Origin of the sequence: Actinophytocola sp. (assembly GCF_035634895.1) — a bacterium.
Taxonomy (GTDB): domain Bacteria; phylum Actinomycetota; class Actinomycetes; order Mycobacteriales; family Pseudonocardiaceae; genus Actinophytocola.
The window spans coordinates 13,858-37,154 of the sequence record NZ_DASQCC010000238.1 but is presented as its reverse complement, the minus strand read 5'-3'; the positions used below and the strand labels follow the sequence as shown (position 1 = coordinate 37,154).

Genomic DNA, 23,297 nt, shown 5'->3' with positions numbered 1-23,297 from the left:
GCGTGACCCGCTCACCTGCACGGATTTCCCACGATCGTGCCGTCGCCGACCTGCGCGCGCGGTTGGCCGCCCGGCCCGCCGGGGATCCCATCCGGTTGGCGAAGCCGACCTCGAACCTGTTCCGCTTCCGCGAACCACCCGGCCGTGCCGGCATCGACGTCAGTGCCTTCACCGGCGTCCTCGACGTGGACACCGACGCGCGGACGGCCGACGTCGGCGGCATGACCACGTACGAGGACCTGGTCGACGCCACCCTGCCGCACGGCCTGATGCCGTACGTGGTCCCGCAGCTCAAGACCATCACGCTGGGCGGCGCGGTCGCCGGGCTGGGCATCGAGTCGACGTCGTTCCGCAACGGCATGCCGCACGAGTCCGTGCTGGACATGGACATCCTGACCCCGGACGGCGAGGTCATCCACGTCACACCGGACAACGAGCACGCCGACCTGTACCGCGGCTTCCCCAACTCGTACGGCACGCTCGGCTACACGCTGCGGTTGCGGATCGAGCTGGAGCAGGTCGCCCCGTTCGTCCGCCTGCGGCACGTCCGCTTCACCGATGCGGCCGCATGTGCCGCCGCCATCGAAGAAATCTGCGCGAACCGGACCTACCGGGACGAAAAAGTCGACTTCATCGACGGCGTCATGTTCGGCCGCGACGAGCTCTACCTCACGCTCGGCGGCTACACGGACACCGCGCCCCAGCTGTCCGACTACACCGGGCAACAGATCTTCTACCGGTCCGTCCGGGACCGGTTGACCGACCATCTCACGATCCGCGACTACCTGTGGCGCTGGGACACCGACTGGTTCTGGTGCTCGAAGGCGCTCGGCGTGCAGAACCCGGTCGTTCGGCGGCTGTGGCCGCGCCGGTACCTGCGGTCCGACGTGTACCGGAAGATCGTCGCGCTGGACCGCCGGTACCGGATATATGACCGGTTCGCGAAGCTGCGGAAGGAACCGCCGCGCGAGCCGGTCATCCAGGACGTGGAGGTCCCGGTGTCGCGGCTGGCGGAGTTCCTCGACTTCTTCGACAAGGAGATCGGGATCAGCCCGGTGTGGCTGTGCCCGATACAACTGAGGTCGGCGTGGTCGCTGTACCCCATGGAGGTCGACCAGCTGTTCGTGAACGTAGGATTCTGGGCGACCGTCGAGTTAGGACCCGGCGAGGAGGACGGGACGTACAACCGGCTCGTCGAGAGCAAGGTCACCGAGCTCGGCGGGCACAAGTCGCTGTACTCCACTTCCTACTTCGAAGAGGATGAGTTCTGGTCGGCGTACGACGGTGCGACGTACCGGAAGCTCAAGGAGGCGTACGACCCGAACGGCCGGCTCCCGGACCTGTACGCGAAGTGCGTGCGGAACCAGTGAGCGGAGCTTGCGGAGCGAACAGTCGGCACGATAAGGCGTCCGGGTCAGGGGAGGAGTGAGGATTCATGCGGCTTGCGGAGATCATCGAGAGTGCGGTCGGGCGTAGTGCGCCACTGGAGTTCACCGCTTACGACGGAAGCCAGACAGGTGACCGGGGCGCGCCGGTGCGGATAGACCTGCGGTCGCCGATCGCGCTGTCCTATCTCGCGTCGGCCCCGGGTGAGCTGGGGCTGGCCAGGGCGTACGTGAGCGGCGCGCTGGACATCCACGGCGACATGTACACCGCGCTGTCGAGCATGGCGACCTCGACGGTGGTGGACCACGTCTCGCCGAGGGTGTTCGCGCAGGTGGCGCTGCGGCTCGGCGCCGCGCGGCTGTGGTGGCCGGTCAGCCGGCCGGCCGGGGAGGCGCGCGTGCACGGCCGCCGGCACTCCAGGCGCCGCGACCAGGAGGCGATCACCCACCACTACGACGTGTCCAACCGGTTCTACGAGTGGGTGCTGGGCCCGTCGATGGCGTACACGTGTGCGGTGTACCCGACCGCCGACGCGTCGTTGGAGGAGGCCCAGTGGACCAAGCACGACCTGGTGGCCCGGAAGCTGGGGCTGCGTGAGGGAATGCGCCTGCTCGACGTGGGTTGCGGCTGGGGCGGCATGGTGATGCACGCGGCACGGCACTACGGCGTGCGTGCGCTCGGCGTGACACTGTCCCGCAAGCAGGCGGAGTGGGCGCAGAAGAAGATCGCCGAGTCCGGCCTGTCCGACCTGGCCGAGGTCCGGCACCTGGACTACCGCGACGTGGCGGAGAGCGGGTTCGACGCGGTCAGCTCCATCGGCCTGACCGAGCACATCGGCGCGGCGGCGCTGCCGTCGTACGTGCGGTCGCTGCACGACAAGCTGCGGCCGGGCGGGCGGTTGCTGAACCACTGCATCACCCGGCCGGACAACACGGGGCCGTCGCGGATCAAGGGCTTCTTCAACAGGTACGTGTTCCCGGACGGCGAGCTGCTCGGCCCCGGCCACATCCTGTCGGCCATCCACGACAACGGGTTCGAGGTCCGGCACGAGGAGAACCTCCGCGAGCACTACGCGAAGACGCTCACCGCCTGGTGCGCGAACCTCGACGAGCACTGGGACGACGCGGTCGAGGAGGTCGGCGAGGAGCGCGCCCGGGTGTGGCGGCTGTACATGGCCGGCTCGCGGCTGGGCTTCGAGATCAACAACATCCAGCTGCACCAGGTCCTCGCGGTGCGGCTGGACGGCACCACGTCCCACATGCCCCTGCGTCCGGACTGGTGAGTCAGGGCTTACGGGCCACCCCGGCCAGCACCAGCGACGACGGCGGGTCGTCGATGACGTCGTCCGGGGAGTCCGGACGCCACTCCGGCGTCCACACCAGGCCGGGCTCGACCAGCTCGAGGCCGTCGAAGAACGCGCTGATCTGCGCCGGGGTCCGGCGCACGCCGGGGTTGGCCGACGTCTCGTAGAGCCGGTCCACCTCGGCGGGGGCGGGGGTCGTGGGGCGCTCCGCGCCGTGCGACAGGACGACGTAGCTGCCGGGCGCGAGCACCGACACGTACCGCGCCACCGCCTCGCGTGGGCCCGCCTCGTCGGGGATGAAGTGCAGCACCGCGGCCATCAGCAGCGCGACCGGCCGCGAGAAGTCGAGCGCCGACGCGGCGAGGATCGGCTCCGGGTCGGTCAGGTCGCCGAGCATGCACGACGCGTTCGGGTTGTCCCTGAGCAGGAGCTCGCTGTGGGTGACCGCCACCGCCTCGTTGTCGACGTACTGCACCCGCGCGCCGGGCGCGATCTCGTGCACGTTGCCCGCGGTCGGCACGCCGGACCCGATGTCGAGGAACTGGTCGATGCCGGCGGCCACGCAGAACTTCACCGCGCGGCGCAGGAACGCCCGGTTCATCCTGGCCGCGGGCCTGGCCTGCGGCATCATCTCCAGCAGCTTCTCGGCGAACACGCGGTCGGTCTCGAAGTTGGCGGCGCCGCCGAGGAGGTAGTCGTAGACGCGGGCGGCGTTGGGACGTTCGAGGTCGATCGACTCGGGCGCCCAACTCGGGCGGTCTCCTGACATGCGGTGCATTATGCGACAAATGAGCGCCGCAGGCGGCAGTATGGCCCCATGAGCGTGACCGAACGGCTGTCCACCGCGACGACCAACGCGCTGGACATGTTCCTCCGTGGCGGCGTGGCGGACCTGCGGCCCATGCCGCGCGTGCTGATCGACAAGGGCCCCAACCGGTCGGTCTACCGGTTCACCGGCGCCGGTGCTGGCGAGCCGGTGCTGCTCGTGCCGCCGCTCGCGGTGCCGGCGTTCTGCTTCGACCTGCGGCGGGGGTGCAGCCTCGCGGAGCACCTGGTCGACGGCGGCCGCCGGCTGTACCTGGTCGACTACGGCAACGTGCGGTTCTCCGACCGCGGGCTCGGCCTGGAGCACTGGATCAACGAGGTGCTGCCGAGGACGATCCGCGCGGTGAGCAAGGACGCCGGCGGCGCGCCGGTGCACCTGGTCTCGTGGTGCCTCGGCGGGATCCTGTCCCTGCTGACCCACGCCGACCAGCCGGACCTGCCGGTCGCCTCGATCGCGACGGTCGCCGCGCCGATCGACATGACCGCGATCCCGCTGGTGGCGCCCATCAAGCCGCTGGCGGACATCACCAACGGCTGGATCCTGACGCCGGTCTACCGCGTGCTGGGTGGCGCGCCGCGGGCGTTGGTGAAGCGGGTGTTCCAGCTGTCGGCCATCGACAAGGTGGTGACCAAGCCGTACGCGATCGTGTCCCACCTCGACGACCGGGACTTCCTGGCGCAGATCGAGGCCGTGGATCGCTTCACCGACAACATGATCGCCTACCCCGGGCGGACGTTCGGGCAGATGTACCACCGGTTCTTCCGCTCCAACGACCTGTCGAACGGCGAGGTCGACTTCGGCGGGCGGCGGATCTCGCTGCGCGAGGTGAAGGCGCCGGTGCTGGTCGTGGCGGGGACGAGCGACGGCATCGCGCCGCAGCGGGCCGTCCGCCGGCTGGTGGACGTGCTGGAGAACGCGGCGAAGGTGCGGTTCGAGACCGCGCCGGGCGGCCACCTCGGTGTGCTGGCCGGCCGCCGTGCCCGCACCACGACCTGGCGGTACGTGGACGAGTTCCTGGACCAGCACGCGCCGCTCGGCTGAGCCTGCCAGCGTGGCTCGGCGAGCGGTGCGCGTGCCCGACCTCAGCTCGTGGACAGGACCAGTGCGCTCGTCGGTACGCCCGTGCCGGCCGTGACCAGTACGTTCGCCGCGTCGGGGACCTGGTTGACGGCGGTGCCGCGGAGTTGGCGGACCGCCTCCGCGATGCCGTTCATGCCATGGATGTACGCCTCGCCGAGCTGGCCGCCGTGGGGGTTGGTCGGCAGCCTGCCGTCCAGCTCCAGCGCGCCGTCGGCGATGAAGTGGCGGGCCTCGCCCCTGCCGCAGAAGCCCAGCTCCTCCAGCTGCACCAGCACGAACGGCGTGAAGTGGTCGTACAGCACCGCCACCGACATGTCCTCGGGCCCCAGTCCCGACTGCGCCCACAGCTGCCGCGCCACCACGCCCATCTCCGGCAGGCCGGTGAGGTCCTCGCGGTAGTAGCTGTTCATCGTGAACTGGTCGGTGCCCGAGCCCTGCGCGGCCGCCGCCACGAAGGCCGGGCTGTGCGGCAGGTCCGCCGCCCGTTCGCGGGACGTCACCACCAGCGCCACCCCGCCGTCGCTCTCCTGGCAGCAGTCCAGCAGCCGCAACGGTTCGGCGATCCACCGCGACGCCTGGTGGTCCGCCAGCGTGATCGGCCGGTTGTAGAACCACGCCTTGGGGTTCGTCGCCGCGTGCCGGCGGTCGGCCACCGCCACCGCGCCGAAGTCCTCGCTCGTCGCGCCGTACTCGTGCATGTACCGGCGGGCGAACATCGCCACCGTCGCCGCCGGGGTGCCAAGGCCCATCGGGTAGTGCCAGCCGTTGTCGATGCCCGAGGACGTCGGTGCCGCCGCGGCCGCCGTCTGCACACGCCCGAACCGGCTGCCCGACCGCTCGTTGAACGCCCGGTAGCACACGACCACCGACGCCATCCCGGTCTCGACCGCCATCGCCGCCTGCTGCACGGTCGCGCATGCCGCGCCGCCGCCGTAGGCGACGCGGGAGAAGAACGACAGCGACGGGATCCCCAGCTCACGCGCCACCGCGACCTCCGCGTTGGCGTCCATTGTGAAGGTCACCAGTCCGTCCACATCGGACGGTCGGAGGCCCGCGTCCGCGAGCGCCTCCCGGACCGCCTCCGCGGCCAGCTGTAGCTCACTGCGCCCGGAGTCCTTCGAGAACTCGGTCGCGCCGATGCCAACGACGGCCGCTTCCATCACGGCACCTCGATTCGCACGGTACCGGTCACGTGGTCGCCGAGACTGTTGCGTGCCACCACTTCTATGACGTACTCACGATCCTCCCGCGAGGCCACCCGGCCGCTGAACGTCAGCTTCTCGTAGGCGTAGCACGGCACACCGAGCCGGATCGAGATGTTGCGGACCAGTGCCGACGGGCCCGCCCAGTCCGTGACGAACCGCTGCACCAGGCCGGTGTCGGTGAGGATGTTCAGGAAGATGTCCTTCGATCCGCGTTTCACGGCCAGGTCGCGGTCGTGGTGCACCTCCTGGAAGTCCCGGGTGGCGATCGCCGTGCTCACCACGAACGTCGGCGTGATGTCCAGCTCCAGCGGCGGGAGCTCCTCCCCGACGGTGATCATCGCGACCGCCAGACGGGCATCGTCAGCTCGTCGTCCACCAGCACGAAGTCGATGCGCACCGGCATGCCCACGGCGACCTCCGCCGGCTCCACGTCAACGAGCTCGGCCAGCAACCGAACACCTTCTTCCAGCTCGACGAGTGCGATCACGAACGGCAGCGTGTGGCCCGGCACCGGTGGATGGTGGTGCACGACATAGCTGTACACCTCGCCCAGTCCACTTGCGACAACGTGTGTCGGCTTGGTCTCGTTGCAGTGCGGGCACATCGGTCCTGGCGGATGCCGCAGCGCGCCGCAGCCGCCGCACTGCTGGATCCGCAGCTCACCGCGCGCCGTGCCCGCCCAGAAGAACTCCGTGTCCCGGTTGACCATGGGGCGGATCACCGGCTGCGGTGGCGGTGCCGCGGGCTTCGGCGCGAACTTGAGGACACGGAACAGCATCTCCGCGACCGGCTCGTCGTCGACGTACCAGATGTTGCGGGTGGTCACGAACCAGCCCTCGCCGAGGGCCGTCCTCTTCGGGCCGACCACGCTCTCCAGGGTGGCCGTCAGCGCGACCTCCTCGCCGTAGCGCAGGTAACGGTGGTAGGTCTGCTCGCAGTTCGTCGCCACGATGGAGGTGTAGCCCGCCTCGTCGAGCACGTGGATCATCGTGCCGAGCGGGTCGTCGTCCGACCGGTTCCCGTTGAGCCCGAACATGGTCCACACCTGGGCCATGGCCGGCGGGGCGACGTCGGCGTACACGGGGTTCTCGTCCCCCATGGCCTCCAGCCAGTTGCGGACCATCGGCATGTTGACCGGGTCCCGGCCGTGGCGCCGTCCGGCCTCGCCACGCGCGATGATCTCCTCGGCCGCCGCCTCGATGTCGGTCATCGCGGCACCCGGGGCAGGTCGAGGCCGGCCATGGCGATCAGCTCGCGCTGCACCTCGTTCACCCCACCGCCGAACGTCAGCACCAGGTTGCGTTTCGCCTGCACGTCGAGCCACTGCACGAGCTCTCCCGTCGCGGGGTCGGCCGGGTCGCCGTAGGTGCCGACGACCTCCTCCAGCACGCGGCCGAGCCACTGGATCCGGTCGGACTGGAACACCTTCGTCGCCGAGGCGTCCGCGATGGACACGTCGGCGCCGGCGGCCGCCACCTGCCAGTTGAGCAACTCGGTGACCCGCACGTGCGCGCGTGCCTTGGCAAGCGCGCGCCGCACGTCCGGCTCCGCCAACAGGTCCTGGCTGCTCGCCCAGGTTCGGACCCGGTCGTACAGCGCGGCCAGCCGGCCGGCCGGGCCGAGCATCACGCGCTCGTGGTTGAGCTGCGTGGTGATCAGCCGCCAGCCCGCGTTCTCCTTGCCCACCAGCATGTCCGCCGGCACCCGCACATCGCTGTAGTACGTGGCGTTGACGTGGTGCGCGCCGTCGCAGGTGATGATCGGCGTCCACGAGTAGCCGGGGGCACCGGTGTCGAGGATCAGGATCGAGATTCCCTTGTGTTTCGGGGCGTCCGGATCCGTGCGCACCGCCAGCCAGATGTAGTCGGCGTCGTGCGCGCCGGTCGTGAAGATCTTCTGCCCGTTGACGACGTAGTGGTCCCCGTCCCGGACCGCGCTGGTACGCAACGAGGCCAGGTCCGTCCCGGCCTCCGGTTCGGTGTAGCCGATCGCGAAGTGGACCTCGCCGGCCAGGATCTTCGGCAGGAAGAAGTCCTTCTGTGCCTCGGTTCCGTACGCCTGCAGCGTCGGGCCGACGGTCTGCAGCGTGACGTACGGCAGCGGGACGTCGGCGCGGGCGGCCTCGTTGACGAAGATCTGCTGCTCGACCATGCCGAAACCGCGGCCGCCGTACGCCTCCGGCCAGCCGATGCCGAGCCAGCCGTCGCGGCCCATGCGCCGCACCAGGGTGCGGAAGACGTCGCCGTGCCGCGCGGTGAGCATGTCCGCGCGTTCCTCGGTGGACAGCAGTTCGCGGAAGTACTCCCGCAGCTCCAGGGCGAGCCCGTGCTGGGCGGGGGTGAGATCGAGGTCCATGGTCACACCGCCGCCAGCCGGTGCTCGACGCCGCCGAGCATTCGCACGAGGTCCTTCATGGTGGAGTAGTAGCGGTGCAGGGGGTAGCTGGCGTCGACGCCGACGCCGCCGTGCAGGTGGTGGCAGGTGTGCAGTGCGGGCATGGCCTCCTCGGCGAGCCAGTACGCGGCGACGGCGAGATCCTCGTCCGGGTCCCGCTCGCCGGCCAGCCGCCAGATCGCCGACCAGGCCGCGAGGTGCAGGGTGCGGGACGCGATGTACACGTCCGCGATCTGCTGTGCCACCGCCTGGAACGTGGCGAGGGGCTTGCCGAACTGTTCGCGGGTGCGGACATGGGCGGCGGTCAGGTCGAGCGCGCCGGCGAGCAGTCCGTCGCCGTACGCGCAGGCACCGGCAGTCGCGTGCCGGTGCAGGTGGGTGGTTTCGCACACCGGCTCGCCCGGAGTCCGGTCGAGGCCGATGGTGTGTTCAGGGGCGCCACTCGCCGTGTAGGTCTGCGTCAACGTGATGTCCTCGGGCGAGACGAGGAACACGGTATCTCCAGCGGGGACCAGAATACGGTACGCGCTCGCGGCATGCACGACACCGATCGCGGTGCCGGACAGCAGGTTCTCACCTGAGACGGTCACCGAACCACGCAGTGCCGCGGTCAGCAGCCGCTCACCGGCGCCGACCGGCGCCAGCAGTTCGTGGTTGCCCAGCGGGAGGACACCGAGGGCGAGGGTGCTCAGCGCCGGGAGCCGTGCCGCCGCGCGGCCGATCTCGTACAGCACCAATGCCGTCTCCAGCACACCGAGGCCGTCGCCGGCCAGCAGGCCCGCGTGGCCCAGGGCCTTCCACGCCGAGTCGGGGTCGCGCTCGCGCGTCAGGATCTCGCGGGTCAGCTCCGCGACGGCCTGCTGCGTGTCGTCCAACGCGAAGTCCATCAGCGTTTCTCCCTTGGCAGGCCGAGAATCCGTTCGCCGACGAGGTTACGCAGCACCTGTGTGGTGCCGCCGGCGATGCTGAGACACCGGGTGAGCAGGAACTCGTGCACGGCGGGACCGGTCGCCTCGTCGACGGCCGCGCCCGCCGGCCCGAGCAGGTCGAGGGCGGTCTCGGCGACGTCCTGCCGCTGCCGCACGCCGACCAGCTTGCACACGCTCGACTCCGGACCCGGGCCGCCGCCGTCCAGCTGCCGCAACGTCGCCCGCAGGTCCACGAGGGATACCGAGAGTCCCTGTGCCACAAGGAAACCGACGCGTTCGCGGGCACTGTCGTCGAGATCGCCGGCGAGGGTGAGCAGCCGTTCGACACCCGCGCCGAGCGACGAGCCGCCGCCGAGGGCGACCCGCTCGTTGGCGAGCGTCGTGCGGGCCAGCTTCCAGCCGCCGTCGACCTCGCCGACCACGCAGTCGTCCGGCACGAACACGTCGTCGAGGAACACCTCGTTGAAGCGGGCTTCGCCGGTGATCTCCCGCAGCGGCCGCAACGTGATGCCGGTCGACCGCATGTCGACCAGGAAGTACGTGATGCCGTCGTGCTTCGGCGCGCGCGGGTCGGTGCGGGCGAGGCAGATGCCCCAGTCCGCCTCCACGGCCGCCGACGTCCACACCTTCTGCCCGGACAGCCGCCAACCGCCGTCCACCCGTACCGCCTTGGTACGCAACGAGGCCAGGTCCGAGCCGGCGCCGGGCTCGGAGAACAGCTGGCACCAGCGGAGCTCGCCACGCAACGTCGGCGGCACGAACCGTGCCCGCTGCTCGTCGGTGCCGTGCGTGAGGATCGTCGGCGCGGCCCACGCGCCGATCACGAGGTCCGGCCGGTGGACGCCGGCGTTCGCCAGCTCCTCGTCGATCACGAGCTGCGCACGTGCCGACGCGGCGAGCCCGTACGGGCGGGGCCAGTGTGGGGTGAGGTAACCGCTGTCCGCCAACCGTTCCCGCTGCTCATCGGTGGACAGTCCGGCGATGCTCGCGGCGAACGTCCGCGCCGCGGCACGGGTCTGCTGGTCGTCGGCCACCACGCCGAGTCCCCGCCGCTCGCCGGCCAGCGCCAGGTCGGCGACCCGGCGGCGCCAGCGGGCGCTGCCGCCGAGCAGCTGCCGGTTCGCGAGCGCACGCCGCAGGTACAGGTGGGCGTCGTGCTCCCAGGTGAAGCCGATGCCGCCGAGGATCTGCACGCAGTCCTTCGCGTTGTCGACCGCGGCGTCGAGCGCCAGTGCCGCGGCGGCCGGCGCCGAGAGCGACTCGGGTGCCCGCGCGGCGTCCCAGGCCAGGGCGGCGGCCTGCTCGGCGCGGCACAGCATCTCCGCGCACAGGTGCTTGACCGCCTGGAACGAGCCGATGGGCCGGTCGAACTGCTCACGGATCCCGGCGTACGCGACCGCCGTGTCGAGGCACCACCGCGCGACGCCGGCGGCCTCGGCGGCGAAGAGGGTCGCGGTCAGGTGCTCGACGTCGTCGAGGTCGTGCCTGGCCACGGGCGTGCCGTCGAGCCTGAGCGTGCCGAGCGGGCGGGAGAAGTCGACGGGCGTGACCGGCGTGGCGGGGTGGTCGACGGTGCACCATGTGCCGCCGATCCGGACGAGGGTGTGGCCGTCGGCGCCGAGCACCGGTCCGCTCGTGCCGGTGGCGAGGTCACCCGTCAGAGTGATATCGCCGGGGTCCAGGGCGACGGCGCCGACCTGGGGGAGGCCGAGCACGCTGCCGAGCGCGGCGGGGAGAACCGGGCCGGGGACGAGGTGCCGCGCGGCCGCCGTGAGGGCCGAGGCCTGGTCGGCGAGGGTGCCGCCGTCCTGGGTGACCGTGCACAGCCCCAGCTCGGTGACCATGGTCCAGTGTTTCGTCCAGGCCTGGGGCTCGGTTTCCATCGCGCGGACGGTGGCCAGGGTGTTCGCACGCGTCGCGGCGTCGTTGATGGCAGCCTCGAAGGACACTCGGCGAGTATAGAACACGTTCTAGTTTTTGGGTGATCGACAGACGTAACATGTCCGGTATCAAGGTCGAGTAAACTGTCCCGAGCAGGTGGGAACGTGTTCTGTTGAGAGCACAGCCAAACAGGGGATGTAGCAGATGGCGAGACCGCGAACGTCCGGCGCGAACGCGCTGAACGTGCTGACCGACGAGCTCGGCTCCGCCGCGCAACGGGACCGTCGAAAGAGGATCCTGGACGCGACGATATCGCTGGCGTCGAAGGGCGGCTTCGAGGCGGTGCAGATGCGGGCCGTCGCGGAGAAGGCGGACGTCGCGCTGGGCACCCTGTACCGGTACTTCCCGTCGAAGATCCACCTGCTGGTGTCGGGTCTCGCGCGCGAGCTGGAGCAGGGTCAGGAGCGCACCGAGCGCGGCAGCCTGCCGGGCGACACGGCGTATGACCGGATGCTGTTCGTGCTGGGCAGGATCACCCGAGCCATGCAACGCGACCCGAACCTCACCGAGGCGATGACCAGGGCGTTCATGTTCGCCGACGCCTCGGCGGCCGCCGAGGTCGACGCCGTCGCCAAGCAGATCGAGCGCATGTTCACCCACGCGCTGCACGAGGGCGACCCGACCGAGGAGGACCGCGCCCTGGCCAGGGTGATCGGCGACGTGTGGCTGTCCAACCTGGTCGCCTGGGTGACCCGCCGCTCGTCGGCGTCCGATGTGGCCGAACGCCTCGAGCTGACGGTTCGCCTACTGCTGAACCACAAGGTCAACAGCTGACTGGACGTCCACGGAGGGGCCGGTCATGCTGGCCGGGTGGCCCAGGTTCCGCCGTTCGACCGGATCGGCAAGCGATATGACGAGTCCTTCGTGGAGCGGGACGCGCAGGTCGCCGAGGGCGAATGGCTGGTCGGCCGGCTGACGGGACCCGCGCGGGTGCTCGACCTCGGTTGCGGCAGCGGGCTGCCGACGGCGAGACAACTAGTCGACGCGGGCCTCGACGTCGTGGGCGTCGACGAGTCCGCGGCCATGTTGAGGCTCGCCGAGCGGCACGCGCCCGGTGGCCGGTACCTGCGCCGCGACATGCGAGATGTCGCGGATCTCGGCGAGTTCGACGCCATCGTCGCGTTCTTCGCCCTCATCATGCTGCCGCGCCGGGACATCCTGCCGCTGCTGACCCAGCTCCGCGGTCAGCTGCGTGGGCCGAGGCTGCTGCAGGTCGCCATGGTGCTGGGCGACTTCGACGAGCTCCCGATCAGCTTCCTGGGCGTGCCGGCCACGGCGACCGCGTACCCGCCCGACGAGCTCGCGGGTCTCGTCGAGCGGGCCGGTTTCGCGATCCTCGAGGTGAACGAGGTGAGGGCCGAGGCTGAGCGGAATCGCCTTGAGGTGCAGATCTACCTTCGTGCCAGGGCGACCTGACCAGATCTGTGGCCAGACCTGACTAGACCCACTCGGCGGGGGACAGGGCGTTGCGCAGCTTCGCGAGCGCCCGGTGCTGGGTGACGCGCACGGCCGTGGGCGTAAGGCCGACGGCCGTGGCCGTCTCCTGTGCCGACAGGCCGACGATCAGCCGCAGCACGAGGATCTCGCGCTGGCGCGGCGGCAGGGTGCCCAGCAGGCCGCCCAGCCGGGTTCGCAGGTCCGCGGCCATGAGCATCTGTTCCGGGCTGGCGCCCCCGTCGATGCCGTCGGGCACGTCGGCGGCCGGGTCCGACTTGTCGCGACCCGCGCGCCGGTAGTGGTCGGCCACCTTGTGCGCGGCGATGCCGTACACGAACGGAAGGAACGACTCGGGCTCGTCCCGGTAGCGAGCCAGGGCCCCCAGGACGGCCATGCAGATTTCCTGGGCGACGTCGTCGGCCGACGAGTACGCCGATCCACTGCGTCCGATTCGTGACCGACAGTAACGAACGATGGCCGGTCGGATCCAGGTGAACAGCGTCGCCACGGCTTCTCGCTCCCCCGCCATCGACGACTTCACCAGCTCATGGAACGCCGCGCTCTTGAGACGAGCAAAGATCTCAGTGGCGTCCGTTGACATTGCCTGCACACTCACTGTGCCTCCACGCTAAGCGACTCCCGCACGTGAGTGATACTCGTAAATTCAATCGTCAACCAACAGGGTCCAAGGGCCCTGTTCCGTATTGCTGTCAGATCACCATGACAACCACTCTGAGTATGCGTCCACCGGAGCGTGCCGATCACGCTGCGTACCGTGACTGGGGCCGTTTATGATCTTCGATTGGCCGTGAATAGAAATCGTTACGGGTCGGCCGAACTTTTCCCCAAATAGTGGGCCATGAGAGCTTGGGCCTGCCCCGAGCCTGATCACTCGGCCGTAGTCTTACGTCGTGACCAGCAAGCCGGCGGAGGAACTGGCAGAAACGCTCGTCGAGCTCACCGACACCCTGTCGCCCGGGTTCGACCTTGACGACTTTCTGCGGTTGCTGGCGAATCACTGCGTTCGTCTGCTCGATGTGGACGCTGCCGGCGTGTTCCTGATCGATCACGGAGTGGTGGCGACGAACGAGCGGGTGGCGCTGCTGGAGATATCGGCGCAACGCGAGGCCGAAGGTCCCTGGCAGGACTGCACGAGATCAGGTGAACAGATCACGGTTCCGCACCTGACGGAGGAACTCGAACGCTGGCCCCGATATGTGGCGGAAGCCCGCAAGGCGGGCTTCGCGGCCGTGCACACGCTGCCACTGCGGCGCCGCGCGGCGCTGATCGGTTCGCTGACGCTGCTGCGCAACGAGCCCGGCGAGCTGGAGAAGTCGGACCTCCGCCTGGCCCAGGCCATGGCCGACGTCGCGACGATCGGGATCCTCGGGGCCAGGGCGCTGCGGCGGGAGAAGGCGTTGAGCGAGCAGTTGCAGCATGCCCTGGACACGCGCGTGATCGTCGAACAGGCGAAGGGCGTGCTGGCCGAGCGCTACGGCCTGAACACGACGGCGGCGTTCGCGACGTTGCGTAGCTACGCCCGCAGCCACAACACCAAGGTGATCGAGCTGGCGTCCTCCATTGTGGACGGCGAGTTCAACACGGACGTCCTGCGCGAGCCCGCGCCGTGAGCCCCCGTCAGCGCGGCGGGGGGACCAGGCGGGCGACCGAGTCGAGCATGTGGGACTCGACCAGGCTCATCAGCCTCGGCTCGTCACCGTCCGAGATGGCGTCGACCAGGGCCTGGTGCTCGGCCACCAGCTCCGACGGCTCCGGGGGCCGCTGCTGCCGCGCCGCGAGGCACATCCGCGTCTCCACCAGCAGCGTCCGCGCCGTCCGCACCAGCCGCGTGTTCCCCGAGCAGTCCACCAGCGTCTGGTGAAGCGCCTGGTCGGCGCCACGCATCGCGTTCCGGTCCCCGCTGGCCGCCGCGGCCACCAGCATCGAGAGCGCCTCCGACAGCCGCGCCACCGCCTCGCCGCGGTTCCCCGCCATGACCAGCTGGCACGCGGTCCGCTCGACGGCGAGCCGCGCCAGATAGATGTCCCGGACGTCCGAGGCCGACAGGTCGATCACGAACAGCCCCCGGTGCCGCTCACCCCGCAGCAGTCCCTCCTGCACGAGCCGCTGCATCGCCTCCCGCAGTGGCCCCCGGCTCACCGCGAACCGCGCGGCCAGCTCGGACTCACCCAGCTGTGTCCCCGGCGCCAGCGTCCCGTGCATGATCGCCGACCGCAGCTGGTCGGCGATCAGCTCCGCGGTCGACTGCCGCGCCACCGGCTCCAGCTCGCCGAGCTCACTCACGAGGACGACGCCCCCACGCCGGCACGACCCGAGGTCGCGCGGACCGATCGAGAGCACGCCCAGACGCTGACCTGGTTCGCGGCCAGCACGGGCGAGCCCAGCGACTCCTCCACATCGGCTCCCGATGACGTCGTACGCCGGCACGTTCGCGCGGCTGGTGGACACCCCTTCGGCGCCGGACACCACCTCGGCACCGCGCTCGATGACACTGTCCGACCAAAGGTGTCACCACGGCGATCCGTGTGATGTCTCCGCGGGCCGCGACGGCCGCCGATTGTTGACAATCATACGATCGGTACCTAGCGTGTCAATCCCGTGCCCACAAGTACTGTCGTGGTCCTCCACGACCACTCCGGCAACACCGGCCGCCCGGACGGAATGACGCAGGTGGAGTCCGTCGCGGACGTCCGGTACGCCACGCCCGGCGAGCTGGCCGGGGCGTTGCCGGGGGCCGACGTACTGTTCGTCTGGGACTTCCGGTCGCCCGCGCTGGCGACCGCCTGGCCGGCCGCGTCGTCGCTGCGCTGGGTCCATGCCGCGAGTGCCGGCGTCAACCATTTGCTGACACCCGAGGTGGTGGCGAGTGACATCGTCGTCACCAACTCGCGGGGGGTCTTCGACGAGCCGATGGCCGAGTACGTGCTGGGGCTGGCGCTGGCGCTCGCCAAGGACCTCTCGACCACGCTCGCGCATCAGCGTGAACGCCGCTGGCACCACCGGGAGACGGAGCGGCTCGGCGGCCGGCACGCGCTGATCGCCGGCACCGGACCGATCGGCCGGGCCATCGCCCGCAAGCTCACCGCGGTCGGCATGACGGTCTCGGGTCTGGGCCGGGTCGCCCGGCCGGACGACCCCGACCTGGGGTCGGTGTCGCCCATGTCGGCACTGTCGGAGGCGCTGCCGAAGGCCGACTTCGTGGTGCTGGCCGCGCCGCTGACCCAGGAGACCCGCGGCATGATCGACGCGCGGGCCATCGCCACGATGAAACCGGGCGCGCGGTTGATCAACGTGAGCCGCGGGCCGCTGGTCGTGCAGGAGGACCTGGTCGAGGCGCTGTCCGCGGGCCGGCTCGGGGGCGCGGCGCTGGACGTGTTCGTCGACGAGCCGCTGGCGGGCTCGTCTCCGCTCTGGCACCTGCCGAATGTGATCGTGTCGCCGCACATGTCCGGTGACGTGGTGGGATGGCGTGCGGAGCTGGTGGCACTCTTCGTTGACAACCTGTCGAGGTACCTCGCGGGGCAGCCGCTGCACAACGTGGTGGACAAGTCCCGTGGTTACGTGCGGGAGCGGTCATGACCAGTGCGACCGGGCTGCTGGCCGACTACCGCGCGGGGCGGCTGTCCCCGGTGGCGGCGACCAGGGACGCGCTGGCCAGGATCGACGAGCTGAACGGCACGCTCAACGGGTTCTGCCTGGTCGACGCCGACCGCGCGCTGGCCGACGCGGCCGAGTCGGCGGAGCGCTGGCGGCGCGGCGAGCCGCGGGGGCTGCTCGACGGCGTGCCCGTCTCGGTCAAGGATCTGCTGCTCACCAGGGGCTGGCCGACCCTGCGCGGCTCGCGCACGATCGACCCCGGCCAGCGCTGGGACGTGGACGCGCCGTCCGTCGCCCGGCTGCGCGAGCACCATGCGGTGATCATCGGCAAGACCACCACGCCCGAGCTGGGCTGGAAGGGCGTCACCGACAACCCGCTCACCGGCGTCACCAGAAACCCGTGGGACCCGGCGATGACCTCCGGTGGCTCCAGCGGCGGCGCGGCCGTCGCGGTGGCCGCCGGCATGGGCACGATCTCACTCGGCACCGACGGCGGTGGCTCGGTCCGCATCCCGGCGTCGTTCAGCGGCGTCTTCGGCATCAAGCCGACCTACGGCCTCGTGCCGGTCTTCCCGGCGAGCCCGTTCGGCACGCTCTCGCATGTCGGCCCGCTGACCTGGACCGTGGCCGACGCGGCGCTCGCACTCGACGTCCTGTCCGGTGTGGATGGTCGGGACTGGTCGGCCGGGCCGCGGCCGGCCGAGTCGTTCGCCGCGGCCGTCGCGGCACCGTCGGTCGCCGGCATGCGGATCGCGTTCAGCCCGACGCTCGGGTACGTGTCGGTGGACCCGGAGGTCGCCGCCTCGGTCGCCTCGGCGGTCCAGACGTTCGCCGAGCTTGGCGCGGTCGTGTCGATGGCCGACCCCGGCTTCGCGAACCCGGTCGAGGCGTTCCACGTGCTGTGGTTCTCCGGCGCGGCCGCGTCGACGGCGTCGCTGTCCGAGGGGCAGCTGGCGGGGCTGGACCCGGGGCTGCGGGAGGTACGGGAGCAGGGCGCGCGGTTCTCGGCGCTGGACTACCTGGCGGCCACGGCGACCAGGGCCGCGGTGGGGCGGACCATGGGCGAGTTCCACGAGCGCTACGACCTGCTGGTCACGCCGACCATGCCGATCCCCGCGTTCGCGGCCGGCGTCGAGTCCCCGGCCGGAGGTCGCTGGACCGGGTGGACGCCGTTCACGTACCCGTTCAACATGACGCAGCAGCCGGCCGCGACGCTGCCGTGCGGGTTCACGTCGGCGGGGCTGCCGGTGGGGCTGCAGGTCGTGGGACCGCGGCACGCGGACGCGCGGGTGCTGGCCGCGTGCGCGGCGTTCGAGCAGGCGCGTCCCTGGCAGGCGACCCGGCCGCCGGTCGTGACGGGGGTCACCTCTGGTAGCCCTACTCGCGGTAAGCTACTCTAGAGTAGCTACCGTTATTTAACTCACGAGTAGGTAGGGGTGGGCCGGTGTCGACCAGCGAGGGGCTTGGCGCCAAGCCGCACAGACGGAACGCGATGGGCGCCGTGATGTCCGTGCTGAACAAGGTCGCGCCGGTGGCCGACCGGCTGGGCATGAAGAAGACGGTCGACCGCGCGCTGTACCAGGCGACGAAGACCGGCTTCCAGGCGGCGGGCGCGGCGACCCGGACGTTCACCGCGGCGCGGAAGCTGGGGTCCGCCAAGCGGTTGCCCCCCGTGCCCGACAGCGGCGTGTTCGACCTGACGCCGACCGAGGAGCAGCGGCTGATCGTGGACACGGTCCGCGAGTTCGCCGCCGAGCGCCTGCGCCCCGCCGCGGCGGAGGCCAACGAGAAGTGCGCGGCGCCGGTCGAGCTGGTCTCGACGGCGGCCGAGCTGGGCATCACGTTGCTGGGCGTGCCGGAGGAGCTGGGCGGCGTGGCGACGGAACGCTCGACGGTGACGAACGTGCTGGTGGCGGAGGCCCTTGCCACGGGCGACATGGGCCTGGCGCTGGCGTGCCTCGCGCCGGCGGCGGTGTCGAACGCGTTGGTGCTGTGGGGAAACGAGGAACAGCAGGCGACGTACCTGCCGGCGTTCACCGGCGAGGACGTGCCGGCGGCGGCACTGGCCATTCAGGAGCCGTACCCGTTGTTCGACCCGTTCGTGTTGCGCACCAAGGCATACCGGACCGCCGGCGGCTTCCGCCTGACCGGCGTGAAGTCCCTGGTGCCGCGCGCGGCGGCGGCCGAGCTGTTCGTCGTGGCGGCCGACGTGGAAGGTCGCGGACCCGCACTGTTCGTCGTGGAGTCGTCGTCGGTGACGATCGAGGCGGAGCCGGCGATGGGCCTGCGGGCCGCCGGCACGGGCCGCGTGATCCTGGACCAGGTCACGGTGCCGTCGACCGCCGTGCTGGCGGCGGACTACGCGGAGTGCGTGCGCCTGGCCCGCCTCGGCTGGTGCGCGCTCGCGGTGGGCACGGGCCACGCGGTGCTGGACTACGTGATCCCGTACGTGAACGACCGAGTGGCCTTCGGCGAGCCGGTGTCGCATCGCCAGGGCGTGGCGTTCCGCGTCGCGGACATCGGCACCGAGCTGGACGGTATGAAGCTGCTGACGTACCGAGCCGCTTCCCGTGCCGCGGCAGGCCTTTCGTTCGCCCGCGAGGTGGCGCTGGCCAGGAAGCTGTGCACGGACAAGGGAATGGCGATAGGTAGTGATGGTGTGCAGCTGCTGGGCGGGCACGGGTACGTGAAGGAGCACCCGGTGGAGCGGTGGTACCGCGACCTGCGTGCGGTGGGTGTGATGGAAGGCGCGGTGCTGGTGTGATCAACCTAGAGGTGCCGAAGAAGCTGACCACGCTGGTGGAACAGGCCCGCCAGGCGGCGATGGCGTTCCTGCGGCCGAACTCACGCAAGTACGACCAGGCGGAACACACCTATCCCAAGGAACTGGACACGCTGGCGTCCCTTCTGGACGGTCTGAGCGCGTCGGGTGGCGGCGCGGGCGCGGGCGGTGTGCGCCGCTCGTCAGGCAAGGCGTCGACGGCGAACCTGTCCCTGGTACTGGGCACCATGGAGATGTGCTGGGGAGACGCGGGATTGCTGCTGTCCATGCCGCGCCAGGGCCTCGGCAACGCCGCGATCGCCTCGGTGGCGTCGGAGGAGCAGTTGGCCCGCTACAAGGGCAAGTGGGCCGCGATGGCGATCACGGAACCGGACACGGGTTCGGACTCCGGCGCGATCCGCACAACGGCCGTCCGCGACGGTGACCACTACGTCCTGAACGGCGAGAAGATCTTCGTCACCTCGGGCGAACGCGCGGACTGCGTGGTCGTCTGGGCGACCCTGGACCGTTCACTGGGCAAGGCGGCGATCAAGTCGTTCGTGGTGGATCGAGACACGCCGGGCTTCGAACTGGTACGCCTGGAACACAAGCTCGGGATCCGGGCGTCCGACTCGGCACACTTCCGCCTGGAGAACTGCCGCGTCCCGGCCGAGAACCTACTGGGCACGCCGGAGATCAAGCCCGACCAGGGTTTCGCGGGCGTCATGCAGACGTTCGACAACACGAGACCCCTGGTAGCGGCAATGGCGGTCGGCATCACCCGAGCGGCGTTGGAGGAAACCCGCCGCCTGCTGGCACAGGCGGGCGTAGAGATCGACTACGACCGCCCGGCGAACAACCAACCCGCGGCGGCGGCCGCGTTCCTGGAGATGGAAGCGGACTACGAGGCCATGTACCTGCTGACCCTGCAGGCAGCCTGGATGGCCGACAACCGCCAGCCGAACTCCCTACAGGCCTCCTACGCCAAGGCCAAAGCAGGCCGCTCGGCAACGTCGATCACCCTGCGATGCGTCGAACTGGCCGGCGCAGTCGGCTACACCGAACACGGACTACTGGAGAAGTGGTCCCGAGACGCCAAGATCATGGACATCTTCGAGGGGACCCAACAGATCCAGCAGCTGATCATCGCTCGTAGGTTGCTGGGGAAGACGTCCGCACAGCTTAAGTGAACAGCGGAAACGGGCCCGACCACTGATGTCTGCTCAGGACTAAATGGTCGGGCCCGTCGTCGTTCTGGCGGTCTCGATTCCGACGGATTTCAAGATCAGGCCGTCCCCAGGGCGTCTGTCACCTCGCTCGCCTGCTCACCCCTGCCCATCTGGGGTTGAAGGCGGTAGATGCAGCTGGCGTCGTCGCTTCACTTCGTGCGGAGACGTCGGCTGTGATCGTTTCCCCTTGCCGCCCTCGGCGTCTCCGTAACGATAAGGCGCTTGTCGGCGACGGATTGAGCGTGACGATGGGCCAGCGGACGAAGTCCGAGGGGGGCATGTGCGCGGCGGGCGAGAGCATCAATACTTGACGCACATTCGTTTGGCTCGCTCAAAGAGGCAAAAGTCGCGGTCTGATCTTCTTCTCGACAAGACACGTATACTCTCTCGTCCCCTTCTGTGGGTGGCGACCGGGCTTGAAAGCACCGCCGCAATCGCGAGCCTGGCAACGCGGCTCCCGGGATGGGTGTTGAGTGCCGTGCTTGTCGGAGTGCCGCTCCTGACTTTCTCGTTTCACGAATGGAAGGTCAGTCGACAACTCCGCGATCAGGTGATCCGTCTCTATCATTACGACCGAAAGTATGAGCTGCATTCTTCGCAATGGGTCATGCGGAAGTCGACGGTGCATGGATACTGGGATGCGACGAATTATTCGGAACGAGAGTTCACCTGTCTCAATCCGATGAGATCGATGAAGTGGGAAATAAATCGTCGAACCGACGATGACATGCCTTTTGTCGATCATCCTCCTGCGCTGAGAGATTGCTCGGTTACGCGATCCGGTGACGGTGTCTGCGTCTTCCGTGAGCCGCACAAGTCGAGGACCTCCTTGGCTTTCAGGGTTGAGTTCGATCCTATGCTGAGGCCCGGTGAAGAGGTATCTGTCAAATGGGAACTCGATGTCCCAGTGTACAAACCGGGGACGCTGGAAATGCTTCGAAAGCGTCCGGCGCCGCAAATTCCTCCGCCTGGAGAGGTGGAGTTCACCACAACTGACTGCGAGTATCCGATTCAGGAGTTTGTCAAGGAGGTGGTTATTCCGGACGATCTCATGAGCAGTAGGCATGGCGTGCAAGTCCTGCGACGTCATAATGAACTAACCGAAGAGCAGGACTATCTTCGAGATACGGACTCGTTCAAGATCTTCCGCTCCACCAGGAATGGAGTGTCCGTTTGGGTCCTGCGTATACAACGCCACAATCCTCCGATAAAGGCGGCGTATCGAATCTACTGGCAATTGCCGCATGAAGATGCACTGATGTGAAAATGCCAGGCTGGCATCTATCGCACGATCAACACCGTCTCGTCCAGGACTGGGGCGTTGTCGCGGCTTGTCGCGGTCGCGGTTGCCTGGTAGCCGGTTTCCGTGCGCCAGGCGCGGACACGCAACGACTCGCCGGGGAACAGGATGCCGGCGAACCTCGTGCCGAACGTCGCGACGCGGGACACGTCGCCGTCCAGCAGGTTGTCCACCAGTGCTTTGCACACGATGCCGTACGTGCACAGGCCGTGCAGGATCGGGCGGTCGAAACCGGCGGCGGCCGCGAAGGAAGGGTCCGCGTGCAGGGGGTTCCGGTCGCCGCACAGCCGGTACAGCAACGCCTGTTGCGGCAGGGTCGGCACCGAGACCTCCAGCACCGGGTCGCCCGTGGGCGCCGGCAGTCGGCCCGACGGGCCGCGTGAACCGCCGAAGCCGCCCTCGCCCCGGGCGAAGATGCTGGACGTCGTCGTCCACAGTGGATCGCCGGACGGGGTGGTGACCGTTGCCTCCTGCACGATCACGGCTGCCTTCTCCTTGTCCCACACGTCGGCGATGCGTGCGTGCGCCACCGCCCGGCCGGCCGCCGGCAGAGAGGAGTGCACCGTGATCGACTGTGTGCCGTGCAGGACCTTCGCCAGGTCTATCTCGATGCCGGGGAAGGTCACCGCCGGCGGTTCGAACGTCCGGAAGTTCGGGGCCACCACGCCGAAGGTCGGCAGCACCTTCAGGCGGTCCTCCAGCACGTACCCAAGCTCCGAAGTGGACAGTGGATCCGTGCCGGCACCCAGCGCCAGGTGGTACAGCAGCACATCGCTGGTGCTCCACTCGAACTTCGTCACGCCCAGGTCCGCACCGATCGCCACCGCGGGGTCGATGGGCATCGTCACCTCACTCGTAGCTGATCTCGACCTCGTCGGTCACCGGTAGGGACTGGCAGGCGAGGCGGATGCCGTCCGTGAGGTCCTCCTCCTCGAGCACGTCGTTGTTCAGCATCTTCACCTCCCCGGACACCAGAATGCACGCGCACGCACTACACGCACCCTCCCGGCACGAGTACGGCGCGTCAAGTCCCCGCGCCAGCAGCAGGTCCAGCAGCTTCATGTCCGACGGCCAGTCGTAGCGGTTCCGCACCCCGTCCAGCGTCACCGTGACCGACGCGGTCCTCGCCGCGCTGGGCTCGGTGACCACGGCCTGCTCGAACGGGTTCGCGCCCAGTGACTTGAACCGTTCGATGTGGACCCGGCCGCGCTCGACCCCCAGCTCCGACAACGCGGCCCGGACCGCGGTCATGAACGGCGCCGGGCCGCAGATGAACGCCTCGTACCCGGCGAACGGGCGGGCCAGCGCGGCCAGCGTCCCGGTGGACGGCAGGCCCTGCACCGACTCCAGCCAGTGGATCACGGTCAGCCGGGAGGGGTACCGGGCCACCAGGGAGGCCAGCTCCGCGGCGAAGATCACCGAGCCCTCGTCACGGTTCGCGTAGACCAGGACCACCCGGCCGGAACCGGCCGCCAGCGTCGACTTCACGATCGACATCACGGGCGTGATCCCACTGCCCGCCGCGAACAACAACAGCTTTCCGTCCAATGAGGACGGTGTGAAGATGCCGGCCGGCGCCAAGGACTCCAGCTCGTCGCCCGGCGACACCGCGTCGCAGATCCAGTTCGAGCCGTAGCCGTCGACCGTGCGTTTGACCGTCACCTTCAGCGTGGAGTCCACGTGCGGCGAGCTGGACAGCGAGTAGCACCGCGCCACGGAACCGCAGCGGTCACTGGGAATCCGCAGCGTCAGGAACTGGCCCGGCTTGTAGTCGAAGCCGGGCTGGTCGAACACGAGTGAGCACGCGTCCGCCGTCTCGGGCACCACCTCGGCCACCCGCAGCCGATAGGAGCGCACCTCACTCATGGCCTGCCCTCGCCGCCACGGT

General features: G+C 69.5%; 22 protein-coding genes. 11 read left to right on the top strand and 11 right to left on the bottom strand.

Annotated features, from left to right (window positions below; translation table 11 throughout):
• Positions 1–2: 2 nt before the first annotated feature.
• Both VET29_RS36750 and VET29_RS36745 read left to right on the top strand, forming a co-directional pair.
• Positions 3–1,370 carry an FAD-binding oxidoreductase gene (locus VET29_RS36750; protein ID WP_414636706.1) on the top strand — a complete coding sequence of 456 codons (1,368 nt, stop codon included), beginning with the start codon at positions 3–5 and terminating at the stop codon, positions 1,368–1,370.
• Positions 1,371–1,435: 65 nt separating this feature from the next.
• Positions 1,436–2,668: a class I SAM-dependent methyltransferase gene (locus VET29_RS36745; protein WP_324929557.1), complete on the top strand. Its 1,233-nt coding sequence runs from the start codon at positions 1,436–1,438 to the stop codon at positions 2,666–2,668.
• Position 2,669: 1 nt separating this feature from the next.
• Here the strand turns inward: VET29_RS36745 and VET29_RS36740 are convergent, their stop codons facing one another.
• Positions 2,670–3,458 (bottom strand): SAM-dependent methyltransferase, encoded by a 789-nt coding sequence (locus VET29_RS36740; protein WP_324929555.1) that lies wholly within the window; start codon positions 3,456–3,458, stop codon positions 2,670–2,672.
• 48 nt (positions 3,459–3,506) lie between these two features.
• Between VET29_RS36740 and VET29_RS36735 the strand changes: the two genes are divergently transcribed.
• On the top strand, positions 3,507–4,556 hold the full coding sequence (locus VET29_RS36735; protein WP_324929553.1) for an alpha/beta fold hydrolase: 1,050 nt from the start codon (positions 3,507–3,509) through the stop codon (positions 4,554–4,556).
• 41 nt (positions 4,557–4,597) lie between these two features.
• On the opposite strand, the gene VET29_RS36730 is transcribed toward VET29_RS36735, so the two are convergent.
• From VET29_RS36730 to VET29_RS36705, 6 genes are read right to left on the bottom strand one after another with little or no spacing between them, the layout of a single operon-like run.
• Entirely contained in the window at positions 4,598–5,755 is a 1,158-nt protein-coding gene (locus tag VET29_RS36730; RefSeq protein ID WP_324929551.1) for a lipid-transfer protein, read from the bottom strand.
• Positions 5,755–6,138 carry a MaoC family dehydratase gene (locus VET29_RS36725; RefSeq protein WP_324929549.1) on the bottom strand — a complete coding sequence of 128 codons (384 nt, stop codon included), beginning with the start codon at positions 6,136–6,138 and terminating at the stop codon, positions 5,755–5,757. The genes VET29_RS36730 and VET29_RS36725 overlap by 1 nt, the downstream gene beginning before the upstream one ends.
• Positions 6,135–7,010 carry a bifunctional MaoC family dehydratase N-terminal/OB-fold nucleic acid binding domain-containing protein gene (locus VET29_RS36720; protein ID WP_324929547.1) on the bottom strand — a complete coding sequence of 292 codons (876 nt, stop codon included), beginning with the start codon at positions 7,008–7,010 and terminating at the stop codon, positions 6,135–6,137. Before VET29_RS36720 ends, VET29_RS36725 begins: the two co-directional genes overlap by 4 nt.
• Positions 7,007–8,155 carry an acyl-CoA dehydrogenase family protein gene (locus VET29_RS36715; RefSeq protein WP_324929545.1) on the bottom strand — a complete coding sequence of 383 codons (1,149 nt, stop codon included), beginning with the start codon at positions 8,153–8,155 and terminating at the stop codon, positions 7,007–7,009. Before VET29_RS36715 ends, VET29_RS36720 begins: the two co-directional genes overlap by 4 nt.
• Positions 8,156–8,157: 2 nt before the next feature.
• A complete protein-coding gene (locus VET29_RS36710; RefSeq protein ID WP_324929543.1) occupies positions 8,158–9,081 on the bottom strand; it encodes an acyl-CoA dehydrogenase family protein in 924 nt (307 codons plus the stop codon).
• On the bottom strand, positions 9,081–11,006 hold the full coding sequence (locus VET29_RS36705; protein ID WP_324929636.1) for an acyl-CoA dehydrogenase family protein: 1,926 nt from the start codon (positions 11,004–11,006) through the stop codon (positions 9,081–9,083). The genes VET29_RS36710 and VET29_RS36705 overlap by 1 nt, the downstream gene beginning before the upstream one ends.
• A gap of 202 nt (positions 11,007–11,208) precedes the next feature.
• On the opposite strand from VET29_RS36705, the gene kstR reads away from it, so the two are divergent.
• Positions 11,209–11,838 (top strand): cholesterol catabolism transcriptional regulator KstR, encoded by a 630-nt coding sequence (gene kstR, locus VET29_RS36700; RefSeq protein WP_324929540.1) that lies wholly within the window; start codon positions 11,209–11,211, stop codon positions 11,836–11,838.
• 36 nt (positions 11,839–11,874) lie between these two features.
• The gene (locus tag VET29_RS36695; protein WP_324929538.1) at positions 11,875–12,480 is read left to right on the top strand and encodes a class I SAM-dependent methyltransferase; all 606 of its coding nucleotides are present in this window, start codon (positions 11,875–11,877) and stop codon (positions 12,478–12,480) included.
• Positions 12,481–12,502: 22 nt separating this feature from the next.
• Here the strand turns inward: VET29_RS36695 and shbA are convergent, their stop codons facing one another.
• On the bottom strand, positions 12,503–13,117 hold the full coding sequence (gene shbA / locus VET29_RS36690) for an RNA polymerase sigma factor ShbA (protein WP_414636705.1): 615 nt from the start codon (positions 13,115–13,117) through the stop codon (positions 12,503–12,505).
• Between the two features lie 295 nt (positions 13,118–13,412).
• Here shbA and VET29_RS36685 point away from each other — a divergent pair, with 295 nt between their 5' ends.
• Positions 13,413–14,132, top strand: coding sequence for a GAF and ANTAR domain-containing protein (locus VET29_RS36685; protein ID WP_324929536.1), 720 nt, complete (start codon positions 13,413–13,415; stop codon positions 14,130–14,132).
• 7 nt (positions 14,133–14,139) lie between these two features.
• Here VET29_RS36685 and VET29_RS36680 read toward each other — a convergent pair whose 3' ends face one another.
• Positions 14,140–14,853 (bottom strand): GntR family transcriptional regulator, encoded by a 714-nt coding sequence (locus VET29_RS36680; protein WP_324929634.1) that lies wholly within the window; start codon positions 14,851–14,853, stop codon positions 14,140–14,142.
• Between the two features lie 330 nt (positions 14,854–15,183).
• Here VET29_RS36680 and VET29_RS36675 point away from each other — a divergent pair, with 330 nt between their 5' ends.
• From VET29_RS36675 to VET29_RS36655, 5 genes are all read left to right on the top strand, one after another.
• Entirely contained in the window at positions 15,184–16,101 is a 918-nt protein-coding gene (locus tag VET29_RS36675) for a D-2-hydroxyacid dehydrogenase (protein WP_324929632.1), read from the top strand.
• On the top strand, positions 16,098–17,519 hold the full coding sequence (locus tag VET29_RS36670) for an amidase (RefSeq protein WP_324929534.1): 1,422 nt from the start codon (positions 16,098–16,100) through the stop codon (positions 17,517–17,519). The genes VET29_RS36675 and VET29_RS36670 overlap by 4 nt, the downstream gene beginning before the upstream one ends.
• A gap of 92 nt (positions 17,520–17,611) precedes the next feature.
• Positions 17,612–18,883, top strand: coding sequence for an acyl-CoA dehydrogenase family protein (locus VET29_RS36665; protein ID WP_324929630.1), 1,272 nt, complete (start codon positions 17,612–17,614; stop codon positions 18,881–18,883).
• Complete coding sequence (locus tag VET29_RS36660; RefSeq protein WP_324929533.1) at positions 18,880–20,070, top strand: acyl-CoA dehydrogenase family protein; 1,191 nt, start codon at positions 18,880–18,882, stop codon at positions 20,068–20,070. The genes VET29_RS36665 and VET29_RS36660 overlap by 4 nt, the downstream gene beginning before the upstream one ends.
• A 442-nt stretch (positions 20,071–20,512) precedes the next feature.
• Positions 20,513–21,373 (top strand): hypothetical protein, encoded by an 861-nt coding sequence (locus tag VET29_RS36655; protein ID WP_324929531.1) that lies wholly within the window; start codon positions 20,513–20,515, stop codon positions 21,371–21,373.
• A 17-nt stretch (positions 21,374–21,390) separates the two neighbouring features.
• Here the strand turns inward: VET29_RS36655 and VET29_RS36650 are convergent, their stop codons facing one another.
• Positions 21,391–22,251, bottom strand: a complete 861-nt coding sequence (locus VET29_RS36650; RefSeq protein ID WP_324929529.1) for a MaoC/PaaZ C-terminal domain-containing protein — start codon at positions 22,249–22,251, stop codon at positions 21,391–21,393.
• Positions 22,252–22,258: 7 nt separating this feature from the next.
• Complete coding sequence (locus VET29_RS36645) at positions 22,259–23,275, bottom strand: ferredoxin--NADP reductase (RefSeq protein ID WP_324929527.1); 1,017 nt, start codon at positions 23,273–23,275, stop codon at positions 22,259–22,261.
• Positions 23,276–23,297: the final 22 nt, after the last annotated feature.

Bases quoted from the DNA above. Each gene is read 5' to 3' on its own strand.
- VET29_RS36745 (WP_324929557.1), top strand. From the start codon at position 1,436: ATGCGGCTTGCGGAGATCATCGAGAGTGCGGTCGGGCGTAGTGCGCCA.
- VET29_RS36740 (WP_324929555.1), bottom strand. From the start codon at position 3,458: ATGTCAGGAGACCGCCCGAGTTGGGCGCCCGAGTCGATCGACCTCGAA.
- VET29_RS36735 (WP_324929553.1), top strand. From the start codon at position 3,507: ATGAGCGTGACCGAACGGCTGTCCACCGCGACGACCAACGCGCTGGAC.
- VET29_RS36730 (WP_324929551.1), bottom strand. From the start codon at position 5,755: ATGGAAGCGGCCGTCGTTGGCATCGGCGCGACCGAGTTCTCGAAGGAC.
- VET29_RS36725 (WP_324929549.1), bottom strand. From the start codon at position 6,138: ATGATCACCGTCGGGGAGGAGCTCCCGCCGCTGGAGCTGGACATCACG.
- VET29_RS36720 (WP_324929547.1), bottom strand. From the start codon at position 7,010: ATGACCGACATCGAGGCGGCGGCCGAGGAGATCATCGCGCGTGGCGAG.
- VET29_RS36715 (WP_324929545.1), bottom strand. From the start codon at position 8,155: ATGGACCTCGATCTCACCCCCGCCCAGCACGGGCTCGCCCTGGAGCTG.
- VET29_RS36710 (WP_324929543.1), bottom strand. From the start codon at position 9,081: ATGGACTTCGCGTTGGACGACACGCAGCAGGCCGTCGCGGAGCTGACC.
- VET29_RS36705 (WP_324929636.1), bottom strand. From the start codon at position 11,006: ATGGAAACCGAGCCCCAGGCCTGGACGAAACACTGGACCATGGTCACC.
- kstR (WP_324929540.1), top strand. From the start codon at position 11,209: ATGGCGAGACCGCGAACGTCCGGCGCGAACGCGCTGAACGTGCTGACC.
- VET29_RS36675 (WP_324929632.1), top strand. From the start codon at position 15,184: ATGACGCAGGTGGAGTCCGTCGCGGACGTCCGGTACGCCACGCCCGGC.
- VET29_RS36670 (WP_324929534.1), top strand. From the start codon at position 16,098: ATGACCAGTGCGACCGGGCTGCTGGCCGACTACCGCGCGGGGCGGCTG.
- VET29_RS36665 (WP_324929630.1), top strand. From the start codon at position 17,612: ATGGGCGCCGTGATGTCCGTGCTGAACAAGGTCGCGCCGGTGGCCGAC.
- VET29_RS36650 (WP_324929529.1), bottom strand. From the start codon at position 22,251: ATGCCCATCGACCCCGCGGTGGCGATCGGTGCGGACCTGGGCGTGACG.
- VET29_RS36645 (WP_324929527.1), bottom strand. From the start codon at position 23,275: ATGAGTGAGGTGCGCTCCTATCGGCTGCGGGTGGCCGAGGTGGTGCCC.